The organism is Photorhabdus noenieputensis (genome assembly GCF_018448935.1).
GTDB classification, from domain to species: domain Bacteria; phylum Pseudomonadota; class Gammaproteobacteria; order Enterobacterales; family Enterobacteriaceae; genus Photorhabdus; species Photorhabdus noenieputensis.
The window spans coordinates 1-12639 of record NZ_RCWC01000024.1 but is presented as its reverse complement, the minus strand read 5'-3'; the positions used below and the strand labels follow the sequence as shown (position 1 = coordinate 12639).

The following is a 12639-nucleotide window of genomic DNA, read 5'->3' as shown; positions in this document are numbered from 1 at the left end:
TGTTAAAAACAATAATCCACGATTTATGGCGCAAGCCTGTCAATATGCCAGCTATCGCCTTGCCGTTGATAAATGAACCGGTCATGGAGCCGGTTTGCGCCACCTTGCCAAAATTCAACAGAATCAAAGGTCACTTTGAATCCTCCCCAAAAGCTAGGCAAAGGCACCTCACCATTCAAGAATTTCTGTTTCAATTCAAGGAACTTCCCTTCCAAAACACCGCGTGCGGAAATACGAGAAGATTGTTGTGATGCCCATGCGGCAATCTGACTATCTCTGGGGCGACTATGAAAATATTTCACCACTTCAACAGGAGAAAGACGTTCCGCTTTTCCAAGAAAAGAGACCTGCCTTTCCAGAGGATACCAAGGGAAATGGAGGCTGATTTTGTTATTGTGCGCCAGATGTTTTGCTTTTCGGCTGCCTAAATTTGTATAAAAAATCAAATTATTTGTATCAAAATGCTTCAATAAAACAATACGTTGATACGGTTGACCATTCTCATCGACCGTTGCTATACACATTGCAGTTGGATCACTCAACTTAGCTTCACATGCTTGCTTGAACCAACGCTCAAAAAGTTCGATAGGTTCTTTAGTCAAATCTTTACGTCTTAACCCACCACGAATATATTCACGGCGTAATTCTGCAACATCAAATTCATTATGTTCTGACATTAACGTAGCTCTGTTTATGACTCACTAAATACCAGACAGCTTATCATTGTTATTGATTATTAACAGGATAAACTGCCCCTAAAATGGTTTCAGTACTCGCACCGGTAACAGAGGGCAAATTCCCTGGCGCACCTGACATTGTACGGAATGCCAACCAGGCAAATGCCAGCGCTTCCATATCATCGCCACTTAGGCCATATTTATCTGTCGGGCAAACCTCCGTTCCCGGTAATAAGGCAGAAAGTCGGCTCATTATCTGTGGGTTACGTGCGCCACCTCCACAAACCAACAGACGTTCACATCCACCACTCAACATGATTTGCTGTGACACAGACACTGCTGTCAGCTCGGCCAGTGTAGCCTGAACATCAACTGGAGATATGTCAGGAAAATTAGCTAATTGCGCCTCCAACCAACTCATATTGAAATACTCCCGGCCTGTGCTTTTAGGCGCTGGCCGTGAAAAATAGTGATCAGAAAGCATTTGTCTAAGTAATGGGTTATTAACCGTACCTTCTCGTGCCCATTGCGCATCTTTATCATAAGGTTTTTTCTGATGACGCCATACCCAACTATCCATCAACATATTACCCGGACCTGTGTCATACCCTTTGACAGGTGATCCCGGTAATAGCGTCGTTATATTGGCAATACCACCGATATTGAGAATTATCCTGCGTTCTGTCGGATGACCTAAGACGGCGAAATGAAAAGCCGGAACTAATGGCGCACCCTGTCCACCGTATGCCATATCCCTCCGACGAAAATCACCAACCACAGTCATCCCAGTTAAAGCCGCGATACGGTTATTGTCGCCCAGTTGCATAGTGAAAGGCGTGTGACCATCTGGCTCATGCCAAACGGTTTGTCCATGACATCCCACAGCGATAATGTCACTTGTGGTTAACCCTGTTTTAGTCAGTAAGCCTTGTACCGCTTCAGCGAATAAAGAACCAAGTTCATAATCTAACCGACCAATTGCGGATAATGTTGTTTGTTGCCCTTGGCAGACTGAAAGAATTTTCTGTTTTAATTCGTGTGGAAATGGGTGCGAATAACTGGCTTGTTGAGCAACAACTTTATCATTGATTGCCGCAAGCACCACATCAACGCCATCCAGACTTGTACCCGACATTACACCAATATAACGACCTGACTTCATAACCATTTAATTTGCCTTCCTGCTTAAAATCTGTCTTGATAAAATCAGAAACCACGCCAATAACTATAAAGCGCAGTGGTTTTGGCTGTATATGACTAATAGACAAACTCAGGAATAAAACCTGAGTTTTGGAAACAACTTCACAAAAAATGCTGAATTTCTCATTAATAGCTATTTCTTTTAAAAATCTCTATTGACGTTTAATATATGTTTAGCACTAGATTGCTAATGTACTGGCATTCTATTTGAATAAGCTTTTTATTACTTATTGCTAATGCCAGTTGTTAGCCTGACCGCCCAGTAAGCTATCAGATTTACGCAGTCAGGCATCGAAATTAGGAGTTACTATGTTTAAGCACTTTTTAGTTAGCGCGGTTGCCGTCGCTTCATTATCAGGCTGTGTCAACACCGATTCTCTTTCTGGTGATACCTATACCGCTGGACAAGCTAAGCAGGTCCAGACTGTCTCTTACGGTACAATTGTTTCTGTTCGTCCTGTCAATATTCAGGCGGGTAGCGATGAAAATGTATTAGGCGCGATTGGTGGCGCGGTTCTGGGAGGTTTGGTTGGTAATACGATTGGTGGCGGCAGTGGCAACACATTAGCGACTGCCGCTGGCGCGATTGCCGGTGGCGTTGCAGGCCAAAATGTTCAGGGAGCTCTTAACACAACTAAAGGTGTAGAACTCGAAATTCGTCGTGACAGCGGCGAAAGCATCATTGTTGTTCAAAAACAAGGCAAAACTCTCTTCCATAAAGGTCAACGAGTAAGAATCGCAGGCCAAGGCAGTAATATTACTGTTTCACCTCGACAATAAAATATAGAGATAAGAAAACCGTGACTTCATTTTGGTAAGTCGCGGTCTTCTTTCATCCGGTCAGCATTTCATGGATATCGTAATTACTATCTACTCTGTAATTGGATAATATTTTGCTCTAACTTCTGCACTAAAGTGGAAAGAAAAGCAAGTTCCTCGCGTGAAATACCTTCCAGAATCTCATTTCTTGTGGATTCAATAACACCATCCAACTCCCTAATAACCGATGCAGAATCTTCAGTTAGCTTGATTCTTTTTGCACGACGATCATTGGCACAAGTATGCCGGGTGATAAGTTTTTTTTCCTCAAGTTGATCTAATGTCCTAACCAAAGATGGTTGCTCAATACCGATAGCTTTCGCCAACTGTATCTGAGATTGCTCCTGAGGTAACCGGCTAATATTGTATAACGTTACCCAATGAGTCTGAGTTAATTCTAACGGCTTTAAACGGTAGTCAATTAAAGCACGCCAAATACGAACTAACCGTGCCAGATCTGATCCCAATGTAGATTCCAATTGTCCCTCCTTAAATAACTAGCCTACTAAACATAACAGCCAAATTTTTCTAAATCAGGCTAACTAGCCTTAAAAAAGTATATATAACTTCTGTATAATCACAGTAAATTCTTAGCAACTAACTAATTCAGGTAACTATAACCAAGAACAACTAAACTTAATTTAAACTCAGAACAAAACAATTAACATACAATATTTTTACCATAAAAACTATCAGAACTATGAATACAAACAACCAGAAACCAATAAATATCATTCAATACTTTATTCAAAGTACTATAAGAATAGCTGTCATCTAAATGCTAAGCTATCTATTTTTACATTAATGTTGTTTTTATTTTACATTTGTCACACAATTGAGCTTAAAATTCCATTTAAAACATAAAGTTATAAAAACATTCAAATAAGCTCCCTTAGTCTTTTCGTTAAGTAAGAAATAAAAAAATAACAAACAAAATACTTAAGATTATAGTAGAACATTTATAACTTCGCCAAAAATATAACCCTATATAAGTAAATCATTGAATTGTTAACCCTAATAACATCAAAAATCTCTAATTAAAATAGTGATGGCTGTTCAGGTAGTTCTTCATCTGTCTGATTTTGTGCTCTCAATGCACGTAAATATCTTTGTCGGCACAGTCGCAATACTTCACGCTTTTGCCCATCAGACATTTTCATCCAATTAAATCTTTCTTCCCGGCTGCGATAACACCCCAGACAAAAGCCTCGCTCATTAGCCTGACAAATTCCTCGACAAGGACTGGGAATAGCAAAAAACTCCAGTTGCTCCGCCATCGCATCCCGTTTCCTATACAATTCACATACTATATTTAATTATAAACCTAGATAAGAATAAATTATAATTATGGGCAAATTGAACTGTAACCGTAAGACACGTTATAGTTAGTGGTTTTTGTGCGACCTACTGCACAAAAATATTGGTAAAACCATCAAATTAGAGGTAATTATGCGTTTACTCCATACCATGATCCGTGTTGGTGATCTACAACGCTCCGTTAATTTTTACACTGAAGTGTTAGGAATGCGCCTGCTCCGCACCAGTGAAAACACCGAATATAAATACTCACTCGCTTTCGTTGGCTATGCTGATGAGAGCGAAGGAGCAGTAATCGAGTTAACCTACAATTGGGGAGTTGACCATTACGAAATGGGAAATGCCTTTGGTCACATTGCATTAGGCGTTGATGATGTCGCTGCCACTTGCGACTCTATTCGCAAAGCTGGTGGTAACATTACCCGTGAAGCAGGCCCTGTAAAAGGCGGAACAACCATTATTGCTTTCGTTGAAGATCCCGATGGTTACAAAATTGAACTTATTGAAAACAAAAATGCCAGCAACGCCCTGGGTAACTCGATCTGATGTCTGATAAAAAAGAACCAAACGTCCTTAGTGGGCGTTTTCGAGGTTATTACCCTGTTGTTATTGATGTTGAAACTGGCGGCTTTAATGCCAAAACAGATGCATTACTTGAAATTGCCGCCGTTACACTGGAGATGGATGGTGAAGGTTGGCTGACGCCTAACGAATCACTTCACTTCCATATTGAGCCATTTGAAGGAGCCAATCTTGAACCAGCAGCCCTAGAGTTCACCGGCATTGATCCATTAAATCCGCTACGTGGAGCAGTGAGCGAATATGAAGCTCTACACGCTATTTTTAAAATGGTTCGTAAAGGGATAAAAAATAATCATTGTAATCGGGCAATTATCGTTGCTCATAATGCTAGCTTCGATCATAGCTTTGTTATGGCTGCCGCGGAACGCACCGGACTAAAGCGAAATCCGTTTCATCCGTTTGCAACTTTTGACACCGCTACTTTAGGCGGTCTGGTATTAGGACAAACAATTTTAGCAAAAGCCTGCATCACAGCCGGTATCCCATTCGACAATCATCAGGCTCACAGCGCTTTATATGATACTGATCGTACCGCTGAATTATTCTGTGAAATGGTTAACCGTTGGAAACAACTTGGTGGTTGGCCATTAACGACGGCAACAGAAGAAAAAACCGGATAAATAGCCGAACGGCTAGATTAATATAATCAAATCTATACCCTATGGATTTCAAGATGCATCGCGACGGCAAAGGAGTAAATCCCCGGGAGCATAGATAACTATGTGACCGGGATGAACGAGTGCAGCCAACAAAGAAGCAACTTGAAAGATGACGGGTATAAATTCAAGCAATAATACCCCCCCATATATCAATATATGGGGAGATAGCATAATAATCTGTCTATAAGTAATTAAAACATTACTCTGCCGCGTCTTCGTCCTGAGAGCGATATTTATCAGCAGTTTCTTTGATTAATGTTTGTAACTCACCACGCTGATACATTTCAATGATAATATCGCATCCACCTATCAACTCACCGTCCACCCAAAGCTGAGGAAAGGTTGGCCAATCAGCATATTTTGGCAATTCTGCACGAATATCTGGATTTTGCAAAATATCTACGTAAGCAAAACGTTCACCACATGCAGATAAAGCCTGAACAGCTTGCGCAGAAAAACCACAACTTGGCAATTTAGGCGAACCCTTCATGTACAATAAAATTGGGTTTTCTTTAATTTGGCGCTCAATCTTCTCAATAATCGTCATTTTTATTTCCTTTAAACCAACATTATGTTGATAACCAACATCGTCACAATATTACCGAGAATACCATTTTCTCTCACCAAGATGTATCCTGATCTTTTCTCATCCTGACATAGATGACATCGTTTTCACTGTTATTTATCGTAGAAGTTGTTAGGATGACCAGAAATTTACCGACACAACGTTACCAACACAACGTTACTGACACAATGGTGAAAGATTTTGGTTCTGAACCGGACTTAACGGGCTAAGAAAACAGATAGCAGTCTGGTTATCGTAAATATTTCTAATGCAGCGACTCCACTGGCAAGTTTCTGGGGGCTAATGAACTGGGAATTTGTTACAGAAAATCTGGCTTAACAACCATCAGATTAATTCATTACTATCTGTTTTAACACCCAAAGGCAAAGGGCAGATAAACCACCGAGACTATCTGCCCAATTTCCTTTCAACGTAAAGTCCAATTTTTAAATCATCTAATCAATTCAAAACATCAGGCAAAGATCAAGCAAAGAGCAGCAAAAATGGTAATCATCACTAACGTGCTAACAGCAGTAAATAAACCAAGTTTCAAATCGGTATTCATAGAGCCTCCTCAGAATAAAAAGTTTATAACGACACAAACCAGTCTATTGAGTTGGTTAATTGCCCTTACACAAGGAAAAGCATAAATAGCGATTACCATACATTTTATAACACTGATTATTGCTTTCACTTTTGAGCCAGATCAGACAAAATCCAGGATTTATCGCTAACTTATTATCAGTCCCCCGTGTAAAAGGGCTGGAAAGCGATTAACAAAACGTTTTAAATTTAGACCAAAAGGTCAGGAGTCTTTCACCTCATGGCAACGATCAAAGATGTGGCCAAGCACGCTGGCGTCTCAACCACTACCGTATCCCATGTTATTAATAAAACCCGCTTCGTCGCTGAAGATACTAAAGCTGCTGTTTGGGCTGCTATTAAGGCACTGAATTATTCACCCAGTGCCGTAGCTCGCAGTCTGAAAGTTAACCACACAAAATCGATCGGATTACTGGCAACATCCAGTGAAGCCCCCTATTTTGCTGAAGTCATTGAGGCCGTTGAAAACAGTTGTTATAGCAAAGGCTATACGCTGATTTTATGTAACTCGCACAATAACATTGATAAACAGAAAGCCTATCTCGCCATGCTGGCGCAAAAGCGTGTCGATGGACTGTTGATTATGTGTTCAGAATACCCAGAACAATTGTTGGGAATGTTGGAAGACTATCGCAATATTCCAATGGTCGTCATGGATTGGGGGCAAGCCAGAAGTGATTTCACCGATACGATTATTGATAACGCATTCCACGGCGGTTATCTGGCTGGTCGTTATCTTATCGAACGTGGTCATCGTGATATTGGTGCGATCCCCGGCCCTCTGGCACGAAATACCGGCGGTGGCCGCCATCAAGGATTCTTGAAAGCGTTAAAAGAAGCCAACATTCCGATCAGAGAAGAATGGATTATTCAAGGGGATTTTGAGCCAGAATCGGGCTATAAAGCCATGCATCAAATCCTGAGTCAAAAACAGCGTCCGACCGCGGTTTTCTGCGGCGGAGATGTTATGGCTATGGGGGCTATTTGTGCTGCTGATGAATCAGGATTACGCGTCCCGCAAGATATTTCTATCATCGGTTATGACAATATACGCAACGCTCGTTATTTCTCTCCGGCATTAACCACCATTCATCAGCCAAAAGAACGATTGGGGCAAATGGCGTTTTCTATGTTATTGGACCGAATAATCAACAAACGTGAAGATGCACAAACTATTGAAGTACATCCACGCCTGGTTGAACGACGCTCTGTCGTGGATGGTCCATTTATCGACTATCGTCGTTAATCCGCTTTATTCATCTTGAAGCCATTCAGCATTAAGAGTTTCACTATCGCCAAGATAGTCAAGCAGCCAACTTAATGCTGGAGAATGGCTGTTTTGTACCCATGCCAAACAACATGGACTGTCTGGTAAAGGCTGTTCCAATTCCAGCACGGTTAGTTTCTTCTGCCGAATAAGCGGCATTGCCCTATGCTCAGGTACCATTCCCACACATAACCCCTCGTTTAGACAAGACAGACCAGACTCCCAATCAGGAACCACCAACCTGCGCTGATTATCCAGATTCCAAGTGTCACGCTTCGGTAAATTACGAGATGTATCTTCAAGGCACAAACTTGGATAAGGCCGCATTTGATCATCAGATAGCGGCCCCGGCAACTGAGTCAACTCATGGCCTGCGCTAACCACACATAGCCAAGGCATAAACCCCATATCTCGGAAACTATATCTTTCCCCGATTGGGACTACCCGGGTTGCTCCAATTGCAACATCAACTCGACTATCCACCAGCGCGTCCCACACACCATTAAACACTTCCTGGTGAATAAAAAGTTCTATATCAGGAAAATAGTGGTAAAAATCAAGAATAAGCTGACGACTACGTTCTGGTTTGACAACGCGATCAATAGCAATATTGAATTGCCCTCTCCAGCCGTTCGCGACTTGTTGACACTGGTGACGAGTATCAATCATTTTTTTGATAACAGAGCGAGCTTCTTTAATAAAAATAGCGCCTGCCTCAGTTAATTCTACATCCCGGTGATGGCGTTCAAACAACGAAACAGCAAGCCACTCTTCCAATTGTCTTACGGTATAACTGATCGCAGAAGGGACACGGTGAAGCTCCGATGCAGCGGCACTAAAACTACCTGTTCTGGCAACCGCATCCACGACTTCAAGTGAATATTCCGACCACATAATTTTACCTTTCAATTTTTTTCACAGCACTATGCAAATATTACCATTTCACAAGTAAAAATCACGACGTATAGAATATGCGTCAATATTGTTATCTACCCATCACTGCAAATTATTTCAATCATGACATACAAAGAGAGCAATCAAATGAAAAACTCAAGTCAATTCATGTTCTACCTTGCAGGCTTGAGTATGCTAGGTTATCTGGCTATTGATATGTATCTGCCAGCGTTCGGTGCTATGCAACAAGAATTAGGTACATCGGCAAACGCAATTAGTGCCAGTCTAAGCATCTTTCTTGCAGGTTTCGCTTTTGCGCAACTTTTATGGGGGCCTCTTTCAGATCGCTTTGGTAGAAAACCGATTATCATCACCGGACTATCCCTGTTTTCTATTGGCTGTCTAGGTATGATTTGGGTAACAGATTCCACCCAACTTTTGGTTTTGCGTTTTATCCAAGCCATCGGTGTTTGTTCAGCCGCAGTCTCATGGCAAGCATTAGTTATTGATCGTTACGATTCCAATCGTACCAAACGTGTTTTTGCAACGATTATGCCCCTGGTCGCGCTCTCCCCTGCCCTGGCACCTTTGATGGGAGCCTGGCTGTTGCAACATGGCGGCTGGCGCACGATTTTCCTAGTCTTACTGGCAATTACATTATTACTGTTGTTTTTTACTCTGTTCTTGCAAGACAATCGCAAAAACCGTGAAATTCAAATGCAAACAAATAGTGTCTCCTTCTTTACGCTATTAAAATCACCGCTGTTTAATGGCAACGTTCTGATATTTGCATCATGCAGCGCCGGCTTTTTTGCCTGGTTAACAGGCTCTCCTTCGATTCTCGGTGAGATGGGATATTCCCCGGATGACATCGGTCTGAGTTATATTCCTCAAACGTTGGCCTTTATCGTTGGAGGTTATGGATGCCGCAGTATTTTGACCAAAATAAAAAGTGAGATTATTTTTCCTTATCTGTTAACTGGCTATGCTGTCAGCATGATTGTGCTCTATTTGATTGCAAAATTTAGCGAGCCAACTCTATTCACCATTCTGGTACCTTTCTGCTTTATGGCTGCGATGAACGGTGCGTCATATCCAATTGCAGTAGCAAACGCTTTATCCGCTTATCCACAAGACAGTGGCAAAGCTACGGCATTACAAAACACGCTTCAATTAGGGCTCTGTTTTATTGCCAGCCTGATTGTATCAGCATTTATCAGCAATCCACTTATATCCACAACTACTGTCATGGTTTCTACCGTTGTTCCAATGACATTAGGATATTTTATACAGTGGAAAAAAAACGCTGAGCGCCACACTCAAACAGTTGAACAAAATTATTGATATTAATCAAATCGTTATCTCAATAAAGGCTGCCAATTACCAATTAATTGCAGCCTTTATTTATTAATTGATGAAACAATTTTACGCCTTTATACTTAATAAAGCTCTTTATTATAAATCACCTGGAATTTGAGGTTTCAGGAGCAATGACTGCCCCCATTAAACTCATGGATTAGTCATCTTTAAGATTTTTTACTTTGATTTTTTGTTATTTTTTGCATTTTGCGTCTTCGCATCCTGCTTTGTTAGCTAAAACGAGCTCCTCAATATTCCATCACCCTAACGTTGGAGAGTATATGAGTTCATCCTGTATTGAAAACCCGAAAACAGCCATTAACTCTTGGCAGAGAATTGCTAATGAGATGCTAGAAGAAGCAGGTATTCAAATTAATGGTCACAATCCTTATGATATCCAGATAAAAAATCCTAATTTCTACAAAAGAGTTTTACAACAAGGTTCGATGGGATTAGGTGAAAGTTATATGGCTGGCTGGTGGGATTGTGAGCGGTTAGATATTTTCTTCTATCGCGTTTTACGTGCTGGATTAGAAAATAAAATGCCCAATAATCTCAAAGATACAATGAGAATCGCAATAACCCGCTTACGTAATCTGCAAACGCCAAAACGGTCATGGATTGTCGGTCATCAACATTATGATTTAGGAAATGATCTTTTTACCCGTATGCTTGACCCTTATATGCAATATTCCTGCGGATACTGGAAACAAGCTAAAACACTGGAACAGGCTCAGCTTGATAAGTTGAAACTTATCTGCGAAAAATTGGAACTTTCTCCAGGCATGACCCTATTGGATATTGGATGTGGTTGGGGTGGGCTATCAGCTTATGCTGCTAAAAATTATGGTGTTTCCGTCACAGGAATAACTGTTTCAGCCGAACAGCAGAAATATGCACAGAAACAATGTTCAAATCTGGATGTAAAGATCATTCTGAAAGACTATCGGGATTTACATGAACAGTTCGACCGAGTTGTTTCTGTTGGTATGTTTGAACACGTTGGACCTAAAAATTATGCGACTTACTTCGACGTTGTTCAAAGAAACTTAAAACCTGATGGCTTATTCCTGCTACATACTATTGGTTCCAACAAAGTTAAAGCCAGTGCTGACCCGTGGATCAGCAAATATATTTTTCCTAATGGCTGCCTGCCTTCGATTGAGCAAATAGCCCACACCAGCAAAAACTGTTTTGTTATGGAAGATTGGCATAACTTTGGCGCAGATTATGATCGTACATTGATGGCCTGGTATGAAAGATTTATTGCCAGTTGGCCTGAAATACAAAATAACTATAGCCCAACATTTAAACGCATGTTTAGCTATTATTTGAATGCCTGTGCAGGTGCATTTCGTGCTCGCGATATCCAATTATGGCAAGTCATATTCAGTCTAAACGGTATTGAAGGCGGATTACGGGTAGCCCGATAGTTAACCAAAAGCTACAGGTTTACACTGTAGCTTTTAGTCAATACAACATATCCATTTCTGACTCTAAATATTAACAGGGAAATCCCTATTCTAATTCTAAAAAGATCGCTCTGTTTTTCACTAACGGAAATCACTCACATAACCATTATCAAAGAAAACAGTTTGATCAAATGCTATTTTTCCACCAGAAAATATCAAATCTAAATGATGGCTCCCTTTTACACCACCACCTAAACCAAGATGTAAGCCAGGATGCCGCTCTTCAAAACCGGCATTTCTGCCATAAAGTGCTTTCACCCCAGTGTTAGTACCAATACCAAACTCTTCAACTATTCTATTTCCGTGATTATGGTTTAGATATAAATTAAAATCTCTACTAAATTCATCATTCTCACAATCAAAACCAATAATTTCCCCCTCTTTTATATTTATAGTCATCATATCATTGACAACTCCATACTTTATGGCAAAGGGTGCAGTACTCAAAAAGGTACCACTAAAGCTAATATTACCGTTAAGGTTCTTTATATGGCTTGCTATTTCCCCAGGAATAACATCTATATTCCCGATGCCATCAATAGAAGTCCATTTATGATCCTTCTCTAAATAACCTACAATCGAGTTCCTTTTATTATCTGTATATTGAATCTTCTGTGATCGACTCGACAATGCAATAAGTTTTTTATTTCTTTCTGTTATTGATGCTGGTGACTCACTGAATGCTTCAATAAAATGCGGACCATAATCTTTGAACAACACAGATTTCTTCCACGATTCAGTAATAAAGCTTCTTATTTTGGTTAGATATTCTGGCCCTTGTGGAGAGGCGTTCTTTAAGGTTGATGATGCATAAAGAAAAATAAACAAATCACAATTGGATATTTTTTGTTTTACATCGTCTGGTGACGATTTTTCCAACAAAGCAAAATCAGATTTCACATCGAAATTCCCTTTATACACATGCATCTTTTGCGCAATATCGCCATGCTCAATATCAGATCCGATAAATATTTTTACACATTCATCATTTCTTACTTTATCCGAAATCGCAGGATGATGTGATAAACAACGATACATATTCTCAAGACTTTTATCCATGAGGACAATCCTGTTTATTTTTAAGTAAGGGGAGACCCCCAGGGCAAGATCGTGAATATTTTGTTAAAAAAATCAGATTTGACCGACGGTAATAGTTATGATCTCATACTCTCTTTTTGAGAGCAAAAACCATGTGCTTTGATATTTTTACTGAACATTTCTCAGA

The 12639-nt window shown here is 40.4% G+C and carries 13 protein-coding genes; 6 read left to right on the top strand and 7 right to left on the bottom strand.

Annotation, left to right across the window (positions count from 1 at the left end; genetic code table 11):
• Positions 1-23: 23 nt before the first annotated feature.
• Together pdxH and anmK are read right to left on the bottom strand one after the other, a co-directional pair.
• Positions 24-677: a pyridoxamine 5'-phosphate oxidase gene (gene pdxH / locus EAE91_RS15300; RefSeq protein ID WP_214089254.1), complete on the bottom strand. Its 654-nt coding sequence runs from the start codon at positions 675-677 to the stop codon at positions 24-26.
• A 49-nt stretch (positions 678-726) separates the two neighbouring features.
• Positions 727-1839: an anhydro-N-acetylmuramic acid kinase gene (gene anmK, locus EAE91_RS15295; RefSeq protein ID WP_214089307.1), complete on the bottom strand. Its 1113-nt coding sequence runs from the start codon at positions 1837-1839 to the stop codon at positions 727-729.
• 347 nt (positions 1840-2186) lie between these two features.
• Here anmK and EAE91_RS15290 point away from each other — a divergent pair, with 347 nt between their 5' ends.
• On the top strand, positions 2187-2657 hold the full coding sequence (locus EAE91_RS15290; RefSeq protein WP_214054453.1) for an outer membrane lipoprotein: 471 nt from the start codon (positions 2187-2189) through the stop codon (positions 2655-2657).
• A gap of 86 nt (positions 2658-2743) precedes the next feature.
• Here the strand turns inward: EAE91_RS15290 and slyA are convergent, their stop codons facing one another.
• Positions 2744-3175, bottom strand: a complete 432-nt coding sequence (gene slyA / locus EAE91_RS15285) for a transcriptional regulator SlyA (protein ID WP_036805437.1) — start codon at positions 3173-3175, stop codon at positions 2744-2746.
• Between the two features lie 558 nt (positions 3176-3733).
• Entirely contained in the window at positions 3734-3973 is a 240-nt protein-coding gene (locus EAE91_RS15280) for a DUF1289 domain-containing protein (RefSeq protein ID WP_214089253.1), read from the bottom strand.
• 172 nt (positions 3974-4145) lie between these two features.
• Between EAE91_RS15280 and gloA the strand changes: the two genes are divergently transcribed.
• Positions 4146-4559 (top strand): lactoylglutathione lyase, encoded by a 414-nt coding sequence (gene gloA, locus EAE91_RS15275; protein ID WP_214089252.1) that lies wholly within the window; start codon positions 4146-4148, stop codon positions 4557-4559.
• On the top strand, positions 4559-5215 hold the full coding sequence (gene rnt, locus EAE91_RS15270; protein ID WP_214089251.1) for a ribonuclease T: 657 nt from the start codon (positions 4559-4561) through the stop codon (positions 5213-5215). The genes gloA and rnt overlap by 1 nt, the downstream gene beginning before the upstream one ends.
• A gap of 238 nt (positions 5216-5453) precedes the next feature.
• On the opposite strand, the gene EAE91_RS15265 is transcribed toward rnt, so the two are convergent.
• Positions 5454-5801, bottom strand: a complete 348-nt coding sequence (locus EAE91_RS15265; protein WP_214089250.1) for a Grx4 family monothiol glutaredoxin — start codon at positions 5799-5801, stop codon at positions 5454-5456.
• 841 nt (positions 5802-6642) lie between these two features.
• Between EAE91_RS15265 and purR the strand changes: the two genes are divergently transcribed.
• The gene (gene purR / locus EAE91_RS15260) at positions 6643-7668 is read left to right on the top strand and encodes an HTH-type transcriptional repressor PurR (protein WP_214089249.1); all 1026 of its coding nucleotides are present in this window, start codon (positions 6643-6645) and stop codon (positions 7666-7668) included.
• A 6-nt stretch (positions 7669-7674) separates the two neighbouring features.
• On the opposite strand, the gene punR is transcribed toward purR, so the two are convergent.
• Complete coding sequence (punR, locus tag EAE91_RS15255; protein ID WP_214089248.1) at positions 7675-8583, bottom strand: DNA-binding transcriptional activator PunR; 909 nt, start codon at positions 8581-8583, stop codon at positions 7675-7677.
• A gap of 147 nt (positions 8584-8730) precedes the next feature.
• On the opposite strand from punR, the gene punC reads away from it, so the two are divergent.
• A complete protein-coding gene (gene punC, locus EAE91_RS15250) occupies positions 8731-9927 on the top strand; it encodes a purine nucleoside transporter PunC (protein WP_214089247.1) in 1197 nt (398 codons plus the stop codon).
• 296 nt (positions 9928-10223) lie between these two features.
• Complete coding sequence (gene cfa, locus EAE91_RS15245) at positions 10224-11375, top strand: cyclopropane fatty acyl phospholipid synthase (RefSeq protein ID WP_214089246.1); 1152 nt, start codon at positions 10224-10226, stop codon at positions 11373-11375.
• Between the two features lie 120 nt (positions 11376-11495).
• On the opposite strand, the gene EAE91_RS15240 is transcribed toward cfa, so the two are convergent.
• Positions 11496-12473, bottom strand: coding sequence for a CgnE/CgnB domain-containing protein (locus EAE91_RS15240; RefSeq protein WP_214089245.1), 978 nt, complete (start codon positions 12471-12473; stop codon positions 11496-11498).
• Positions 12474-12639 lie beyond the last annotated feature (166 nt).